15 protein-coding genes and 1 pseudogene are annotated in these 16,765 nt (G+C 51.6%); 6 read left to right on the forward strand and 10 right to left on the reverse strand.

From position 1 onward, the window contains the following. A pseudogene (locus O9139_RS22395) lies at window positions 1-1,204 on the reverse strand (IS3 family transposase); the annotation flags it as partial. Window positions 1,205-1,295: 91 nt separating this feature from the next. Continuing rightward, complete coding sequence (locus O9139_RS22400) at window positions 1,296-2,366, reverse strand: M23 family metallopeptidase (protein WP_270881643.1); 1,071 nt, start codon at window positions 2,364-2,366, stop codon at window positions 1,296-1,298. A gap of 114 nt (window positions 2,367-2,480) precedes the next feature. On the opposite strand from O9139_RS22400, the gene larC2 reads away from it, so the two are divergent. Continuing rightward, window positions 2,481-2,960: a nickel pincer cofactor biosynthesis protein LarC2 gene (gene larC2 / locus O9139_RS22405; protein ID WP_270881644.1), complete on the forward strand. Its 480-nt coding sequence runs from the start codon at window positions 2,481-2,483 to the stop codon at window positions 2,958-2,960. 391 nt (window positions 2,961-3,351) lie between these two features. On the opposite strand, the gene larC is transcribed toward larC2, so the two are convergent. From larC to larE, 3 genes are read right to left on the reverse strand one after another with little or no spacing between them, the layout of a single operon-like run. Continuing rightward, window positions 3,352-4,353 (reverse strand): nickel pincer cofactor biosynthesis protein LarC, encoded by a 1,002-nt coding sequence (gene larC / locus O9139_RS22410; protein ID WP_270881645.1) that lies wholly within the window; start codon window positions 4,351-4,353, stop codon window positions 3,352-3,354. 12 nt (window positions 4,354-4,365) lie between these two features. Then, window positions 4,366-5,142: a nickel pincer cofactor biosynthesis protein LarB gene (gene larB / locus O9139_RS22415; RefSeq protein ID WP_270881646.1), complete on the reverse strand. Its 777-nt coding sequence runs from the start codon at window positions 5,140-5,142 to the stop codon at window positions 4,366-4,368. Continuing rightward, a complete protein-coding gene (gene larE / locus O9139_RS22420) occupies window positions 5,139-5,987 on the reverse strand; it encodes an ATP-dependent sacrificial sulfur transferase LarE (RefSeq protein WP_270881647.1) in 849 nt (282 codons plus the stop codon). Before larE ends, larB begins: the two co-directional genes overlap by 4 nt. A 170-nt stretch (window positions 5,988-6,157) precedes the next feature. Between larE and lipA the strand changes: the two genes are divergently transcribed. Together lipA and O9139_RS22430 are read left to right on the forward strand one after the other, a co-directional pair. Beyond that, on the forward strand, window positions 6,158-7,045 hold the full coding sequence (gene lipA, locus O9139_RS22425) for a lipoyl synthase (RefSeq protein WP_270881648.1): 888 nt from the start codon (window positions 6,158-6,160) through the stop codon (window positions 7,043-7,045). An 88-nt stretch (window positions 7,046-7,133) separates the two neighbouring features. After that, window positions 7,134-7,451 (forward strand): YutD family protein, encoded by a 318-nt coding sequence (locus tag O9139_RS22430; RefSeq protein ID WP_377523774.1) that lies wholly within the window; start codon window positions 7,134-7,136, stop codon window positions 7,449-7,451. Window positions 7,452-7,525: 74 nt separating this feature from the next. Here the strand turns inward: O9139_RS22430 and O9139_RS22435 are convergent, their stop codons facing one another. The 3 genes from O9139_RS22435 to ylbJ all read right to left on the reverse strand — a co-directional run bounded on the left by O9139_RS22435 (window position 7,526) and on the right by ylbJ (window position 12,859). Further along, window positions 7,526-8,353, reverse strand: coding sequence for an NAD kinase (locus tag O9139_RS22435; protein ID WP_270881649.1), 828 nt, complete (start codon window positions 8,351-8,353; stop codon window positions 7,526-7,528). 662 nt (window positions 8,354-9,015) lie between these two features. Continuing rightward, a complete protein-coding gene (glgP, locus tag O9139_RS22440) occupies window positions 9,016-11,616 on the reverse strand; it encodes an alpha-glucan family phosphorylase (protein ID WP_270881650.1) in 2,601 nt (866 codons plus the stop codon). Window position 11,617: 1 nt separating this feature from the next. Continuing rightward, window positions 11,618-12,859: a sporulation integral membrane protein YlbJ gene (gene ylbJ / locus O9139_RS22445; protein WP_270881651.1), complete on the reverse strand. Its 1,242-nt coding sequence runs from the start codon at window positions 12,857-12,859 to the stop codon at window positions 11,618-11,620. 317 nt (window positions 12,860-13,176) lie between these two features. Between ylbJ and O9139_RS22450 the strand changes: the two genes are divergently transcribed. Together O9139_RS22450 and O9139_RS22455 are read left to right on the forward strand one after the other, a co-directional pair. Next, window positions 13,177-13,569 (forward strand): globin domain-containing protein, encoded by a 393-nt coding sequence (locus tag O9139_RS22450; RefSeq protein WP_270881652.1) that lies wholly within the window; start codon window positions 13,177-13,179, stop codon window positions 13,567-13,569. A gap of 50 nt (window positions 13,570-13,619) precedes the next feature. Next, window positions 13,620-14,321, forward strand: a complete 702-nt coding sequence (locus O9139_RS22455; protein WP_270881653.1) for a DUF2225 domain-containing protein — start codon at window positions 13,620-13,622, stop codon at window positions 14,319-14,321. Between the two features lie 85 nt (window positions 14,322-14,406). On the opposite strand, the gene O9139_RS22460 is transcribed toward O9139_RS22455, so the two are convergent. Further along, window positions 14,407-14,643, reverse strand: a complete 237-nt coding sequence (locus O9139_RS22460; protein ID WP_270881654.1) for a hypothetical protein — start codon at window positions 14,641-14,643, stop codon at window positions 14,407-14,409. A gap of 3 nt (window positions 14,644-14,646) precedes the next feature. Continuing rightward, window positions 14,647-14,811 (reverse strand): YycC family protein, encoded by a 165-nt coding sequence (locus tag O9139_RS22465; protein ID WP_270881655.1) that lies wholly within the window; start codon window positions 14,809-14,811, stop codon window positions 14,647-14,649. Between the two features lie 136 nt (window positions 14,812-14,947). On the opposite strand from O9139_RS22465, the gene O9139_RS22470 reads away from it, so the two are divergent. Further along, the gene (locus O9139_RS22470; protein ID WP_270881656.1) at window positions 14,948-16,762 is read left to right on the forward strand and encodes a M3 family oligoendopeptidase; all 1,815 of its coding nucleotides are present in this window, start codon (window positions 14,948-14,950) and stop codon (window positions 16,760-16,762) included. The last annotated feature ends 3 nt before the right edge of the window (window positions 16,763-16,765 follow it).

The following is a 16,765-nucleotide window of genomic DNA, read 5'->3' on the forward strand; positions in this document are numbered from 1 at the left end:
TTCATAATGCCAAAGAAGTTCTCCATCACCGCGTTATCGTAACAATTTCCTTTGCGTGACATGCTTTGGGTAATTCCTTGTTTCTTCAAAGCATGTTGATACGGCTTCATCTGGTAGTGCCAGCCTTGATCCGAATGTAGGAGGAGTTCATCCTCTTCGGATAAGCGTTTAAAGGCCTTATCTAGCATCTCAGAGACTAAGGAATAAGTAGGGCGGGGCCCTACTGTGTAAGTGATAATTTCACCGTTAAACAAGTCCAAAACAGGTGATAAGTACAGCTTTTCTCCAAATAGCTTAAATTCCGTAATATCGGTAACCCATTTCTCATTTGGTTTTTCCGCGTGAAAATTACGATTGAGTACGTTAGGTGCAATTTTACCTACTGTTCCTTTATGGGAACGATATTTCTTCATACGCACCACTGATTTCAAGCCTAATTCTTTCATGATACGCTGCACTTTTTTATGATTAACCCGATGTCCCCGATTATATAGTTCATCACGGATACGACGATAGCCATAACGTCCTTGATGTTCGATGTAAATGGATCGAATAAGGAGTTTTAGATCTTTGTCTAGATCGGGCTTATTCAACTGCTTTACCCAGTAGTAAAAGGTACTACGAGGGATGTCAGCAAACGCTAGCAATGCAACCACCGGGAATTCAAGCCTTAATTCATAGACTACTTGTGCTTTGTCTTGTTTGGTGATTTTTCCTTGTTTTGAACTAAGGCATTCAACTTTTTTAGATAGGTATTTTCCATACGCAAACGTTCTATTTCTGCTTTCAGAGCTTCAACTGAACCCTCCGCAGGTTCTAGTTTTTTCGAATTGTTCTCTTTCTTATTTGTCATAAGTGGGCGCCCCTTTTTCTTTGATTTCAGGGCGTCCTTTCCATCTTCATTAAATTGATTGCGCCATTTTCTAATGATCCCAGGGGAGGAAATATTAAAAATGACAGCAGCTTCATTTGGAGACGTCCCATGCTCGTTCATATAGTTGAGTACGTCTAGTTTAAATGACATGCTGTAAGCTGTATAGCTCTTTTCAAAAGCTTTTACCCCGTGATATTCGTATTGCCTAACCCACATACGTAAAACTTCATGGTTTATCCCTAATGATTTTGCAACGCTTTTAATTCCTTCCGTACCATTCTGATACTTAAAAATGGCCTTCAATTTCTCATCTAAACTGAAATTAGGCAAAAAAACTGCACCTCCATTGTTAGTCGTGTCTAACAAATGGGGTGCAGTTCATCATTCGCCGCTGACAGGAAGGCTGCCGTTCATGCTTAAGTTAATGCTGAGACTTCCGCCTAGTCCAATCCTCCCGTTCCCATTTGCGCAGGGATGGGTACGGATCAAAGCTCCACTCGGCGAGTCCGTTGTCGCGATACAGGCCAAAATGCAGATGAGGCGGGAATTTGCCCGAAGTTCCTTTTTTGCCGTAACCGGAGCTTCCGACCCAGCCGATGACTTGTCCGGGCTTCACGATATCGCCTTCTTTAATCCCCTTTTGGTATCCGGACAGGTGGGCGTAATAGTGATAAAGGTTGTTGACGTCGCGGATCCCGATCCGCCAGCCACCGTACGGATTCCAGCCTTTGATTTCGACAATGCCGTAACAGGTCGAGCGCACAGGAACGCCATGCCTTGCAAAGAGGTCGGTGCCTTCATGGATGCGATGCCCGCCCCAGCCGCGTCCGGCGCCCCAAGTGCTGTGATAGGAATAGTCGGCCGTAACGGGAAGAGGAAAAGCGTGCTCGTCCAAGTCCAGCGTGCCGAAAGCCGAGTATATCGTAGCAAATTCTTTTATGCGCTCCACGCTGCGCGAATTTTGATAATAATTCCATAGGCTGATCTGAATTTGTTCTTCTTTGTGGCCCAGCTTGGTCATGAGCGAGGTCATCGAAGCTAGCAAGTCCAGATCGTTCGTTCGATCGGCGATACCGTCACCGGAACCGTCCTTGCCAAAGCCGTTAAACAGCGCGATGGTCTGCGGGTTCGTATCTTGCTGATCCGGATTCATTAATCCCACCCATTCCGCCGGAGGGAAATAAATGCTGATCGAGCCTTCATGAATCGGCCGTTTGCGGGCGATATTCATCGTTCTTTCATACTGGTCCACAGCGGCAAGGTAAGCCCAAGGAATTCCGGTAAGTGTGCCTATTTTTTCAAAAAGTTCCAGCCGTTCCGCGTTTTTTTGCCTCGCATTGAGGGCAGGTGCTTGCTTCGCCTCTTGAACCTTTTGAACAGCAGCAGACGGTTTCGTAAGAGATGCAGCGCTCACAGTCTGGATCTCTGAATCGGATGCCGCAAGGAGAAGGCTAAGCACGAGAGCCCGGGGCCAAATGGATCTGCTTTTCATCTCGATCATCCTTCCTGAAATGCTAGATCTTAGGATGCGCCGATCACGGAATATTATCCCTCTCTTTCGCAGACCCTCTATTTTTGCTATGATGCCTGTAAGAGGTGGGCGAAGGTGAGCTTTAATCATAGAGAAGAACATATTGATGATCAGATGCTGATCATGCAGGCTAATCTGGACGACATGAATCCCGAGTGGGTTTCTTATATTATGGACAAGCTGTTCGACCGGGGAGCCAATGATGTCTATGTGGTGCCGATTATTATGAAAAAAGGGAGACCCGGCATGATGCTGAACGTCCTGGTAGACGCCGGGCGGCTTGGGGAGATGGAGGACGTTATTTTTAGCGAGACGACCACGCTTGGCATCCGCTATATTCACGCCTCCTGCCATCGCTTGGCGAGAGACTTTGAGCGCGTGGACACGCCGTGGGGACCCTTGACTGTCAAAGCAGGTTATCATCAGGGCAAGCTGGTGCAGTTCGCTCCCGAGTTCAAGGAATGCGAGCAGATCGCCAAGCAGCATCAGGTGCCGCTAAAGGTCGTTTATGATGAAGTGAGAAGGAATTTTATGGAAAAACAAAAACTTTCATGACCCTCGACCGTATTCACAGGCTATGATGAAAATTTCGTAGCCTTTTTTAATTTCTTCTAAACATGCTATACAGGGGTGGAGTCCGAATTCGCCCAATGAATTACGGACAGTATTGGTGATGAGCGGCAGTAGTCAGGAATTGCCCACTTCCAGCGGGTATTTGGGCCTGCGAACTGCAATTTCCTGTCAGTAAGTTGGCAAAATCGGACTGCAGGGGGATCGAGCGGGCGCGGGCTGCAATAAGTCGGCAAAATCGGACTGGAGCGCGGGGGGCTAGCCTTGCATCTGCAGCATGTTGGCTTAACCGCTATACAGCAAATTGCACCAAGCGGTGGTGAGCAAAGACCTATAAAAAAACGCCTCTTCCTGACTGGCAGGAAGAGGCTTTTTTTTATTGTGGGACCGGGTCGGTGCCAGCGTGGTGCGCATGGTGATGATCGTGATCATGGTGGTGACTATGAGTATGTGCATGGCTATGGCTGTGATCATGATGGTGATCGTCATGGTCGTGATCGTGATCATGATCGTGGTCATGATGGTGATGATCATGATGGTCGTGGCCATGGTGATGATGATGGTGATGATCATCGTGTGAATGCGAGTGCGCATGACCGTGTTCATGGGCTAGATGCTCATGGGAGATCTGCCATTTGCCGATGAACGGGTCTGCGTTACCGACAACGACGCGCAGCACATTCGGCTGGTTCGGCAGTTCCCGCGTACCTGCACCGTATCCGATGGCGTCCACGACCATCGGCGGAAAGCTCTTGGAGAACTCGTCCACGAGCCCTGAGATAATGCCGGCCCCCGTCGGTGTCGTCAGCTCCAAGCTGTAGTTGGTCGATGCGATCGGTACGCCTTTCATCATCTCCAACGTCGCTGGCGCCGGCACCGGATAGATGCCATGATCGATATGGATCGTTCCGGAGCCGAGCGGCACCGGAGAAGCGTAGATCCGCTCGATCTGCAAGGAATCGATGGCCAATGCCACGCCGACGATGTCCACGATGGAGTCGATGGCGCCGACTTCATGGAAGTGCACTTTCTCCACGGACATGCCGTGAATCTTAGCTTCCGCAATGGCAATCTTCTCGAAGATCGCCAAACTCATCGCTGTGACGCGTTCGTTGAAGCCCGCGGACTGAATGACACGCACGATCTCCGAATAGTGGCGGTGGTTCTTAGGCGGATGGTTCGGGTCAAGCAGCACGTCCAGCTTTAAGGCCGAGATGCCCTTCTTGATGACGCGTTTCCACTCCAGCATGTACGGTTCAAGCTGGATTTTGGCTAATTCTTCTTCGATATAAGCCCGATCCGCTCCGGCATCGACCAGCGCGCCTAAAGTCATATCGCCGCTAATCCCGGAGAAGCAGTCCAAATATAAGATGCGCATAACGTAGTGACCTCACGTTCGTTTTGACATATTTTTGTTGATCAGTCCAGCGTAGTAGCCGGCCCCGAAGCCGTTGTCGATGTTGACGACGGAGATGCCTGGCGAGCAGGCATTGAGCATCGACAAGAGCGCTGCGATACCTGCCAGATTCGCGCCGTATCCAATGCTCGTCGGCACCGCGACGATCGGCTTGGACACCAGCCCGCCGACGACGCTGGCGAGCGCGCCTTCCATGCCGGCAACGACGACAATCGCGTTAGCACCGCGAATGAGCTCCAGCCGGCGGAACAGGCGATGAATGCCGGCTACACCGACGTCGAACACACGTTCGACGTGGCTGCCCAGGCATTCTGCGGTAAGTGCGGCCTCCTCCGCCACAGGGAGGTCGGAGGTGCCTGCGGCCACGACGGCGATGTACCCGTCGTGGACTTTGAGCATCGGTCGCTTGAACCAGGTCAGCGACCGCGCGGTTTCGTGGTAGGTGACGCCTTCGATGGCACCTACCACATGAGCGGCTTTGGCCGCATCGACGCGCGTGGCTAGCACGCGGTCGGTGTGCTCCATGAGCCGCTGGAAAATCGCGACGAGCTGCTCGGCGGTCTTGCCTTCCCCGAAGATGACTTCGGGGAAGCCGGTGCGCTTCTCGCGCTCGACGTCCAGTTGGGCAAATCCGAGGTCAAGGGTGGCATTGCCGCCGGCGCCGCCCTCCTTGATGATTTGCCGCTTGGCTTCTTCAACGTCCAAATCCCCGGCTTGGACGAGCTTTAATATTTTTTCCAAATCCATCATAAGGAAGCTTCTTTCACCTTTTCTTTGGTTTCCTTGGACAGAACCTCGTTCATGCTGCCTGTCCGGTATCCTTGCAGATCGAGCGTCACATAATTGAAGCCGAGCTTGCTGAATTTGTCATAGATCGCTTCGCGGTGCTCGATGACCTTGTGAATCTCATCTGGCATCACTTCGATGCGCGCGATTTTGTCATGGTGTCTTACGCGAACTTGATACAGACCAAGCTGCGACAGGAAAAATTCGCCTTCGTCCAGCTGATCGATCTTCCACTTTTCAATCTTCGTTCCATAAGGAATCCGCGAGGAGAGGCAGGCGAAGGAAGGCTTATCCCAAGTTTTGAGCCCGAGTTCTTTGGAGAGCTCACGGATCTCAGCTTTGGTCAGTCCGGCTTCCTGCAGCGTGCTGCGGACGCCTTGCTCATTTTTCGCTTGCAGGCCTGGGCGGTAATCACCGAGGTCGTCAACGTTGGAGCCATCCAAAATATAAGGGTAGCCGAGGTCCTTGGCGAGCTGCTGCAGGTGGGAGTAGAGTCCCGTTTTGCAGTGATAGCAGCGGTCTGGATTATTGGCTACGAAATTTGCATTATCCAGCTCTTTAACCTCTGTCTTGTGCATGGCCACACCGAGCTGCTGAGCCAGCTCCACTGCGGCATCAAATTCCCGCGATGGAAACGTTTCCGATGCAGCGGTCACGGCTAAAACCTGATCGCCAAGCTCCTGCTTTGCGCGTTTGAGGACGAACGTACTGTCAACGCCACCGGAAAATGCAACCAGCACACGGCCCATTCCACGCAGAATTTCGCCTAATCGCTGGTCTTTCTCACGTGTAAGCTCTGAAATGCTCATGATTCTTCCCTCCCATACAGCCTATATGTATGTTAGCTGCTTCGGCTTTGGTTTGTTGTTGATTTTGGTTATCCAGACTAGTGTATCACAACTGGAGAGCAAAGTGGATTGTTTTGTCAACCATTCATGTTATAATAACAACTGACGAGAAACCAAGCAAAAGGCGGGTAATGCAAATGCCTACTAAACCAATAGAGAGAAAGCCGGAGTGGCTCAAAATTAAGCTTACCACCGGTGAAAATTTCAAAGAAATCAAATCCATGATGCGTTCCAAGACGCTGCATACCGTTTGTGAAGAAGCGAAATGTCCGAACATTCACGAGTGCTGGGCCAACCGCACCGCGACGTTTATGATATTAGGCGATATTTGTACGCGAGCTTGCCGTTTTTGTGCGGTAAAAACGGGTCTTCCGACCGAGCTCGATCTCCAGGAGCCGGAGCGCGTAGCCGATGCCGCTGTGCAAATGGGTCTGCGCCATTGCGTCGTGACTTCGGTCGCGCGTGATGATTTGGAGGATGGCGGCGCCATGATTTTTGCGGAGACGATCCGCGCGATTCGCCGCAAGCTGCCGCTTTGCACCGTCGAAGTGCTTATCCCGGACTTCCTGGGACGTGAAGCATCGCTCGTGACCGTACTGGAGGCCAAACCTGACATCCTGAACCATAACATCGAGACGGTTGAGCGGATGTCCGACCGCGTGCGCTCCAAAGCGAAATACAGCCGTTCCCTGGAACTGCTGCAGCGCTCCAAGCGCATTGCGCCCACCATTCCGACCAAGTCGAGCATTATGATCGGCGTGGGCGAGGAGTGGGACGAAGTGCTTGCAACGATGGATGATCTGCGCGCAGTTGACTGTGATATTATGACGATCGGTCAATATTTACAGCCGTCGCCGACGCACTTGGCCGTTAAGAAGTATTACCCGCCGGAGCAATTCGCCGAGCTGAAGCAAGAAGGCATGAAGCGGGGCTTCAAGCACGTGGAGTCGGGGCCGATGGTCAGAAGCTCCTATCATGCGCATGAGCAAGTGCAGTCTGCTGCTGCGACGCAAGCTTAGGCGACGCAATTTGGCAGTTAAGCAGTTAAGCAATTTCAGCAATTAGGCGTAACCCTCAGACGGATCTTGGAAAGGAGAGCTTTCGTAAATGACGATCCATATCGCGAATAAATCATATGAATTGGTAACCGATCACAAGAACGGCTGGAACTTCGAAGTGTTCCGGGACCGCTTCAGCGAGGTGTTGGAGCGCTACGATTATATCGTAGGCGACTGGGGGTATAATCAGCTGCGTCTGCGCGGATTTTTCAAAGAGAACCATCCGAAGGCGACGAAGGAGAGCTCCATTGCGTCGCTGCAAGACTATTTGAATGAGTACTGCAACTTCGGCTGCGCCTATTTTATTATTGAAAAAGTGAACGTGAAGCAGCATGCCAATGCGGACAGTAACGTACCGGTATCATAAAAAAACGCCCTTTAGCTCTCTTATCATCTGGAGCTGGGGCGTTCTTTTTTGTTCATATAGCGAACTTGGGTTCGTTATTTGCGGGTGTCATTGTTTTCCGTGTAGCCGACGAACGCTTCCCGGACGCGGTTCCAGAAGGTGAACGGGCGGAAGCGGGCGAACTTGACCTTGACATTGGCTGCAACCCGGCAGCGGATCGAGACCACATCATTGCGCTGCATGTACAAGTGATCCAGTGAGAGCAGCATGTTCTGATGAGCTCTAGGGTAAATATCGCAGTGGTGGTGCTTCGGTAAAATAATCGGCGAACCGAGCGTCCGGTACACGCGATTATTAATTGAAGCGATCTCGGCGATTTGAATCGCCTCCAGAGAAGGGTGCACCATCGCGCCGCCTAAGCTTTTGTTATAAGCTGTGCTGCCTGCGGGGGAAGAGATGCAAATGCCGTCGCCGCGGAACATTTCGAACATTTCATCGTTAATATCCAGCTGGGCCACGAGAGAAACCTCAATGCCCCGCAGCGTGAATTCATTTAGAGCCAAGTGGGTTTCGACTCCGGTTTCGGTTCTAATTTCAATTTCGACCACCGGATATTGAACGACACGCAGTTCCTCAGGCGATTGGGCGCTGAGCATGAGCGAGGCCAGCTCATCCATCTCGGCGGGCTTCCAGTCGGCAAAAAAACCAAGATGTCCGGTATGAATACCGACAAAAGCAATGTGGTCAAGCTGCTGCACATATTTGTGAAAAGCTTGCAGCATTGTACCGTCACCGCCGATCGAGAGTACGATATCCGGATGTTCTTCATCTCTGGTTACGCCATGCTCCGCTGCGAGCGCATGAAACCGCTCCGTTAACTGCTTAGAGACTTCATCTCCCCGTTCAATCACATTATACTTCAATGGTCTAGTCCTCCTGATAGCGGGATGGATTGCGCTGCTTTCATCTCGCCGATTTTCGTTATGTAATCTCTTTTGTGCCATATCATGACCAAATGGATTCAACTGCATGCATGAATCTGGCAAATGTCTGCCTGATCTGCTCTTCTCATCATAATCAAAAATGGAAAATAAGAAAAGAGGATGTAAAGCCAGTCGCGTTCAAAGCCTGTCCTAGCGGTGTCGCAAGAGCATGAGAAGCCCTTGATATAGATTACCCTTAGCGGCACTGCGAAGGCCGTATCAACTTAGAGCCATGCAGCGACAGAAGGGCAGGGTGCAGGAGCTGCTGCAGTCCGGAATTACCCAATTGCAGAGTGTAGGTGAGCGGAAAAAGTGTCTGTAATTCGATTTTGCCTGCTTATAGAGGCTGGTTTATTCGTGTGGCTAGTTTTTGGCGCGTGCAGTTGGGTGAAATCGGATTGGAGCCGTGTTGAAGCGGGGAAAAGCATATGCAATTGGGCAAAATCGGACTGCGCGGTGGGAGAAGTTTGGGCTAACCCGCTTTAGTGAGCGGCGTGCGGGTCTTTAGTGAGCCTTGCCCAGCTTATGCCGCCGCACCCCGCGCACGCCAAAAAGCTGCTGCAGCGCCATCAACAAAGTGATGGCACCGCAGCAGCTTCAGCCTACTTCCAATTCAGCGTGCTGGTCACTAGCGGAAGCTCGAACGCATGCACGAAGTTCGAGCTCGTTGGGCGTACCCGCACGGAGAAATGCGGCCCGTGAACGAGATGGCTCGGGATGGAGGCACGGTACCTCTGCTTTTGGCCGCTGCTTGCACCGAGTGGCTCCATTGGAATGACCCGCTGCTCCCATGCATCGCCGATCTCCTCGTAATACACGACCTCCACGAGTGCGTCCAAATGCCAGATCGGCCCGAACATGACGTCCGCTGTAATGTCTTTCATCGTCGGTTGTTCCAGATTCATCGGCGTTGCGCTCGATATTTTCGCAGAGCGGTCATCGATGCAGATGATTTTGACATGATACCAGTTGCTGCGAATAAAGCGCTTATAATCGGCCACTTGCTTGGCGATTTCATATCCGTTGCTCACAAATTGGCGCGCCCGCTGCGCAGTGGGCAGGTAGGTGAGCTCCGTATAGTCCTGCACCATGCGGTGTGTGTTATAAGCAGGGCTAAGCGATTCGATCGAACGCTTCATCCGGGCGATCCATTGGTGCGGGAGCGCACCTTGGTTGTAATAGAGCGGAACGATTTCCTGTTCCAGCGTCCGGTAGATGGCTTCCGTATTCTCTTTTTCCTGCGCCGCCCATTCCGCTTTGCCGGTGGATCCGATCGCCCAGCCGTTCGTTCCGTTATAGCCTTCCTCCCACCAGCCGTCCAGCACGCTGAAATTCAGCACACCGTTCATCGCCGCTTTTTGGCCGCTCGTTCCGCTAGCTTCCATCGGTCTGCGCGGGTTGTTCAGCCAAACGTCCACACCTTGAACCAGGTAGCGGGCCATATGGATATCGTAGTTCTCCAGGATCACGATCTTGCCGAGAAACTCTTTGCGCTGCGAGACCCGATAAACTTCCCGAATCAGCTCTTGCCCCGGATAATCCGCAGGGTGGGCCTTGCCGGCAAAAATTAACTGAACCGGACGGTCGGTATCGTTAATCAGCTTTCTCAGGCGGTACAAGTCGTTAAAAATCAAATTTGCCCGCTTATACGTTGCGAATCGGCGCGCGAAGCCAATCGTAAGCGCCTTCGGATTTAAATAGCCCCGTACCTCATCAATACGTTCCTGCGATTCTCCATTACGCCGCCGCTGCTCAGCGAGGGAATGCCTCACATAGCGGATCATGTTCTCCTTGAGCTCAGCGTGCACCTTCCAAATCGACTCGTCGGGAATGACTTCAACCGCCTGCCATTGGTGCCGATTCGCTTGCTCCTGCCGCCATGTACCGGAGAGGAAGCGGTCCAGCAGTTCCTGCCATTGCGGAGCCATCCATGTCTGCAAGTGCACTCCGTTCGTGATGGAGTCGATCGGCACTTCGCCGGCATCGATATTCCCGTGGAACTCGCGGAACATTTCGCGCGATACCTGGCCATGCAGCTTGCTGACGCCGTTGCGAAGTCCTGCGGTGTTCAATGCCAGATGCGTCATATTGAACTGGCCTGTGCGATGATCGAGGCCGAGGGACAGAATATCCTGCTTATGCCGGCTAAGCTCCTGGAAGAAAGGGCCGAGAAAGTGCTCGACCATGCCGATGGTGAAGGTGTCATGACCGGCTGGCACTGGCGTATGCGTCGTGAAAACCGTTGCCGACCGCACGGTCTCCACAGCAGCGTGAAACGGAAGCCCCAGCTGCAGCAGATCTTTGAGCCGTTCCAGAGCGAGAAAAGCGGCATGCCCTTCGTTGATATGATAAACATTCGGGTAATATCCGACAGCGCGAAGCGCTTTGACGCCGCCGATGCCGAGAATGATCTCCTGCGCGATGCGCGTATCTTGATTGCCTCCGTACAACTGGGCAGTCAGCTCGCGGTCCGCAGGTTGATTGGCATCATGATCGGCATCCAATAAATAAATGACGTTTCGACCGACCTGTGCGCACCATACTTGTAAAGAGATGGACCGTCCTGGCATATCAATGGATATAAGGAGCGGTTGGTCGTTGTCGAACACCTGCTTGATGGGCAGCTTGGCGAAATCATATTGATTTAGCTCGGCTTGCTGGGTGCCAGAGATATCGATTTTTTGCGTGAAATAGCCCTTTTTATATAAAAGCCCCATTCCGGCCAAAGGAATGCCTAAATCGCTTGCAGATTTGCAATGGTCGCCGGCGAGAATGCCGAGACCGCCCGAATAGATAGGCAGCGATTCATGAAAGCCGAACTCTGCAGAGAAGTAGGCGACCTTCACATACCCACGGTCGGCATGATTTTCTTGAAACCAGGCGCTGCTGTTCATGTATTCATCGAATTGTTCCATCACTTGGCGGTAGGCACTCAAAAAGTCTCCGTTGGTGCTCAGAGCCTCTAACTGCGAGTCATCCAACTCAAGAAGCAGCCGGACGGGATTATGGCCAGATTGCTCCCATTTCGCTGCATCCATCTGAGCAAAAAGCTTCAGCGCATCGGCATTCCAGCTGAACCATAGATTATAGGCCAGTTCCATCAGTCGCTGAACGGGTTGCGGTAAAGGTCTTGCATCGTGTGTAAAGGCAGCATGCATATCTTGACGTCCACTTCCTTTGTTTGGATTTTCATGAGTACCCATATTATCTTGATCCACCAACCTTTTCATACATCAGTTTAAGTAGAGAGTATGCGAGAAAAAGCAGCACGATGACAGAAAAAGCGGCTAAGGCCATTGTTCCACTCACAGGCAGCAGCAGCTTGTAGAAGCTGGAAAGGGGGGATTGGGCGTCGTATCCCGGGAAAAAGACAGCGACATCGCGCCGGAATTGCTGCATAGGCTCCCAAATAAGGAGCACAATAGCAGCGGAGGCCAGTGCGTGGATGAAGCGGGCTGTTACAAACGGCAGGTAGCGCATATTCGTATGGCTGAGCAAGCTGACAATTTGTGCATGGACGGAAAGCCCGGCCCATGAAAGACCGAAAGCAGCGATCGCCACCTTGCTGGAGAGGGCTAGCGATGCGTCAGCGCCACCGGCGGCTTTGGCGCCGAGTGTGACCTCGAACAGTCCATTCATGACAGCCTGCGACAGTTCATGCGGGAGCCCGGTCAATTGCAGCATGCTTTGGATGAGGAAATACATCGCATTCATGACTTTGGCTGCTGTCAATACCTCGAGTACGACGGAGAAAAAAACGACAAGACCCCCGACCACAAAGATGAGGTTGAGGGATTGTAAGATGGATTGGCTCAGCAGGGAGCCGATCGATCTGCCATCCTTCATACGAGCATTATGCATCGCGTCAAACGCTCGCTTCCATATCCATCCCTTGCCTGCAGCGTTCAGTTGCTGCGTAGGCTCGCTCTTCCGGCCGTGAAACCGCATGAGCAGGCCGATCAGCAAGGAGCCGCCATAATGGGCGACAGCCAGGATGGGTGCGAGTGAGGCGTCATGGAAAAAGCCGACGGAGACCGCCCCGATCAGGAAGATCGGGTCCGAGCTGGTCACGAAGGCGACGAGACGTTCGCCTTCCTCGCGGTTCACCAGCTTCTGTTCCCAGAGCTGGGAAGTTAATTTGGCGCCGACAGGGTAGCCGGAAGCGAAGCCCATGGTCATGACGAACCCGCCAATGCCCGGGATTCGAAATACAGGGCGCATCATCGGATCCAGCAGCGTCCCGAAGAAATGCACGATGCCGAAGCCGAGCATAATTTCGGAAATGACAAAAAAGGGAAACAAGGCAGGGAAGAGCACGTCCCACCAAATGGAGACACCGCGCATGGCGGCTTTCATGCCTTCATGCGGGAATAAAAGCAGGCAGAAGATAATGCCCGCAATGAGGAAGACCGTGAGTAAAGCTATCGTAAAGTTCTGCTTTTGCAACTTGTACACCCCCTACAGTTCACTATATGTGGAGGGGTGGACATACATGCCGTCCCAAATTACTTGGACTTTGGTACTGCTATCTATGATTTTTTATGGTAAAATGGGACTACAAAGTCTTATATCCTTAGCCAGGGGAGTGAGTCATATGACAGGTATCATTGTTGGGATTGTCGTATGTGCCTTTGTGTATGTCATCCGGGAAACGCTGATGAACACGGCTGATGAGGATTATGAGAACTACTAGGTGATAATTGCATCTCTTATCACAGGTGTAATTTCGGCTAGGTGAGACGAACGAAACGAGGTTTGGCAGCATGACAGACAGTGAGCGCAATACGTTGTATGAGATCATGGGGGGAGCAGAGACAATCCGCAGGCTGGTGGAAGCTTTTTATCCGAAAGTCCAGAAGCACCCGCTGCTTGCGCCTTTGTTCCCTGAAGATCTTATCCCCGTCATGGAGAGACAATATTTGTTTTTAACGCAGTTCTTCGGAGGCCCACCGCTGTATTCGGAGCAGTACGGACACCCGATGATGCGGGGAAGACATATGGCTTTTCCCATTACATATGAGCGGGCAGACGCTTGGTTGAGCTGTATGAAAGCAGCCATGGAAGAAATAGAAATGCCTGAAGATCTTCGCGATTTCTTGCTTGAACGGTTAAAAGGCTCGGCATATCATTTCGTAAATACCCCGGATGAAGAGTAGCGCGCAGCTTCTCCATTTTATGCTGACAAAGACAAAGGTGGCGTCCGTTCATGCTTGAACCATTATATGACATAACGGTAAGGTGCTCGTTTTGCACGCTTACGTTTCAAACCAAAAAAGTACGTCCCAGTTTCAAAAAAGCATCAAAGACGGACACGGATTTCTGCCAACATTATAAACAGTTGAATCCTGAATATTATGTCGTTCGCATCTGTCCTTCGTGCGGCTTTGCCCATACCGAGAATTTCTCGGATCAATGGAAGCCGCTCCAGCGTGAACAGTTCCAAATGAAAGTCGCCCAGAATTGGGTGAGACGCGACTATGGCGGTGAACGGACCTGGGAAGACGCCTTGTATGCCTATAAGCTGGCATTGCTCAGCGCCCAGATCAAGGAAGAGAAGTCCCGGGTTGTCGCAGGACTGTTGCACCATATTGCCTGGTTGTACCGCGAAAGGGAGCAGTGGGAGCAGGAGAAGCGTTTTCTGGGCTTCGCGCTGGAGGCGTATATCTCGGTCTTCGAGACGGAAGGCATGGACTTGAATCAGGCGCGGCTCATGTACTTAATGGGCGAGTTGAACCGCATGCTCGGTCAATATCAGGACGCGGTGAAGTGGTTTTCGCGAGTCATCAACGACAAGCGAATCATGGATGCCGGTATGATCAGGGCTTGCCGCGAGCAATGGATCGTCACGCGGGAAGATATGATCGCGGCCAGACTGGAGCTTCCGGAAGAGATGAAGCAAGCTAAATAAAGCCAATGAACGCTTATTCATTCGGGGGCTGGATTAACAGGCAGCCTTTGAAGGAATAAGCGTTCATTTTTGGCTATATGCAGCTTTATCTTGGACGCACAGGGCTATCCGCTAATAAGTAGTCCCTGTCTGTATCGATGATCGTCAGCTTGTTGTAGCAGCACGGAAAGACCAGCAGCTTCTTCTTGCCTTCGCGGATGGATTGCAGCTCGGAAATTTTAAGAGGTAACAGTACACTTGAACTATGACAAAATGGACATTCTGCCACATAAACGTCCTTCATAATAATTTCATAGGGTAAAGTGTTAGCAAAAGGAATCAAAGGTTAGCTCTTTTCCGGATCTTTGTTAGTGTCAGGTGCTGCTTTGGCCAGCTCGGCCAGTTTTTGCAATAAAATATGCTGTGGCATATGCATGAGATGTTCCAGTGGCACGTTGAGCTGTTCGGCCAGCTTCTGGGCGGTTTCCGGTGAAATTTGCAAAGGTCTCATATCGGTCTATCACTCCTGTCTTGTGGAACTCTACTTCATTGATAGCACATATTGAGCGTGGACGCAATGTAGGATTGGGAGTAATTGGCGAATACGGACTAATTATGATTTAATGAAGAGTAGGAAGGGAAAGGTGATGAATTTGTTACAATTACCACTTAATCAAACTTGGGATTTGGATGCCTTTTTTCCTGGAGGCAGTGAGTCTCCTGCATTCGCGGCGTTTCTGAAAGAGCTGCAATCATCTATCGCATCATTTCAAGAACAGTTGCGAACAACAGCAGCACCTGCATCTGCAGAAGACACGACAAACCTGGAGGCGCTTGTTGCCACCTTGCAGCAAATTTTGAAAAATATCAATGAAGCGGATTCATTCGTAGGTTGTTTACTGGCCGATAATCAAAAAGATAAAAAGGCCGTTGTGCTTAGCGGACAAGTGAAAAGCCTGTTCGCTGAATTCCTGTCCTCGCGTACGCACTTTGACCAGCTGCTGGCCGGCGTTGCTGACGACGCTTGGGTTGAACTGTTGAAGAAAGCGCCTTTCCAAGGGATCGAGTATCCGCTAGATGAGCGCCGTGCGCTGGCTAAGGAGAAGCTTTCCCCGGAAATGGAAGCCTTGATCAATGATTTAGCCGTAGACGGTTATCACGGGTGGGGTGATTTGTACAATACGACCGTCGGTCAATTCCGCATGCCTGTAGACGTTGACGGACAAACCGTTGAGCTGTCCGCCGGTCAAGCCTTCAACAAGCTGCATACGGAGAATCGTGAAGAGCGGCTGGCGCTATTTGACAAATGGGAAGAGACTTGGGCCGAGAAAGCGGAATATTGTGCCGAAGCTCTGAACCATCTGGCTGGATTCCGCTTGCAGGTTTACAAATACCGCGGTTGGGATTCCGTACATAAAGAACCGCTAAGCATCAACCGCATGCAGGAGCAAACGCTGAAGGTGATGTGGGATGTGATCGACCGCAACAAAGCGGTTTTCGTCGATTACCTGCACCGGAAAGCGCAGCTGCTCGGCGTCGAGAAGCTGGCCTGGGTTGATGTGGACGCGCCGCTTGGCGATGCGTCCAAGAAGATCTCCTACGATGACGGCGCGAAGCTGATCGTGGATCAATTTGCGCCATTCAGCCCGAAGATGGCAGCGTTCTCGGAGCTTGCTTTTGAGAACCGCTGGATTGAAGCGGAAGATCGCGCAGGCAAGCGTCCTGGCGGGTTCTGCACGTCTTTCCCGGTCAAAGGGGAGACGCGGATTTTCATGACCTATGGCGGCACGCTGAATAACGTATCTACGCTCGCTCATGAGCTTGGCCATGGCTACCATCAGCACGTGATGAACGACATGCCGGCTTTGGCGCAAGAGTATGCGATGAACGTAGCGGAGACGGCCTCCACGTTCGCGGAAATGATCGTGGCGGATGCCGTGGTGAAGAATGCGGCTTCGGATGAGGAGCGCATCGTGCTGCTGGAAGACAAGATCCAACGTGCGATTGCGTTCTTCATGAACATTCATGCGCGTTTTATCTTTGAGACGAATTTCTATGAGGAGCGCCGCCAGGGGTTGGTTAGTGCCGAGCGGTTGAACGAGCTGATGGTTGAAGCGCAAAAAGCGGCGTACAAAGATGCGCTGAGCAGCTATCACCCGCATTTTTGGGCTGCGAAACTGCACTTCTACGCGACGGACGTTCCTTTTTATAACTTCCCGTATACGTTCGGCTACTTGTTCAGCGCAGGCATTTATGCCAGAGCTGTGCAGGAAGGCGCGGGATTCGAAGACAAATACATCGCGCTGCTCAGGGATACAGGCAGCATGATGGTCGAGGACCTCGCGGCGAAGCATTTGGGCGTGGACTTAACACAGCCTGATTTCTGGCAAAGCGCGGTTGACATGGCGATTGAGGATGTTAAGCAGTTCATGGCTTTGACAGAAGCCAAAGTTAACGCATAATCG

This window comes from Paenibacillus aestuarii (genome assembly GCF_027789125.1).
Lineage (GTDB): Bacteria > Bacillota > Bacilli > Paenibacillales > NBRC-103111 > Paenibacillus_E > Paenibacillus_E aestuarii.

What these genes read in the sequence shown, in the direction of transcription:
- O9139_RS22400 (WP_270881643.1), bottom strand. Translation starts at nt 2,366, where the DNA reads ATGAAAAGCAGATCCATTTGGCCCCGGGCTCTCGTGCTTAGCCTTCTC.
- larC (WP_270881645.1), bottom strand. Translation starts at nt 4,353, where the DNA reads ATGCGCATCTTATATTTGGACTGCTTCTCCGGGATTAGCGGCGATATG.
- larB (WP_270881646.1), bottom strand. Translation starts at nt 5,142, where the DNA reads ATGATGGATTTGGAAAAAATATTAAAGCTCGTCCAAGCCGGGGATTTG.
- larE (WP_270881647.1), bottom strand. Translation starts at nt 5,987, where the DNA reads ATGAGCATTTCAGAGCTTACACGTGAGAAAGACCAGCGATTAGGCGAA.
- lipA (WP_270881648.1), top strand. Translation starts at nt 6,158, where the DNA reads ATGCAAATGCCTACTAAACCAATAGAGAGAAAGCCGGAGTGGCTCAAA.
- O9139_RS22430 (WP_377523774.1), top strand. Translation starts at nt 7,134, where the DNA reads ATGACGATCCATATCGCGAATAAATCATATGAATTGGTAACCGATCAC.
- glgP (WP_270881650.1), bottom strand. Translation starts at nt 11,616, where the DNA reads ATGGGTACTCATGAAAATCCAAACAAAGGAAGTGGACGTCAAGATATG.
- O9139_RS22450 (WP_270881652.1), top strand. Translation starts at nt 13,177, where the DNA reads ATGACAGACAGTGAGCGCAATACGTTGTATGAGATCATGGGGGGAGCA.
- O9139_RS22455 (WP_270881653.1), top strand. Translation starts at nt 13,620, where the DNA reads ATGCTTGAACCATTATATGACATAACGGTAAGGTGCTCGTTTTGCACG.
- O9139_RS22465 (WP_270881655.1), bottom strand. Translation starts at nt 14,811, where the DNA reads ATGAGACCTTTGCAAATTTCACCGGAAACCGCCCAGAAGCTGGCCGAA.
- O9139_RS22470 (WP_270881656.1), top strand. Translation starts at nt 14,948, where the DNA reads ATGAATTTGTTACAATTACCACTTAATCAAACTTGGGATTTGGATGCC.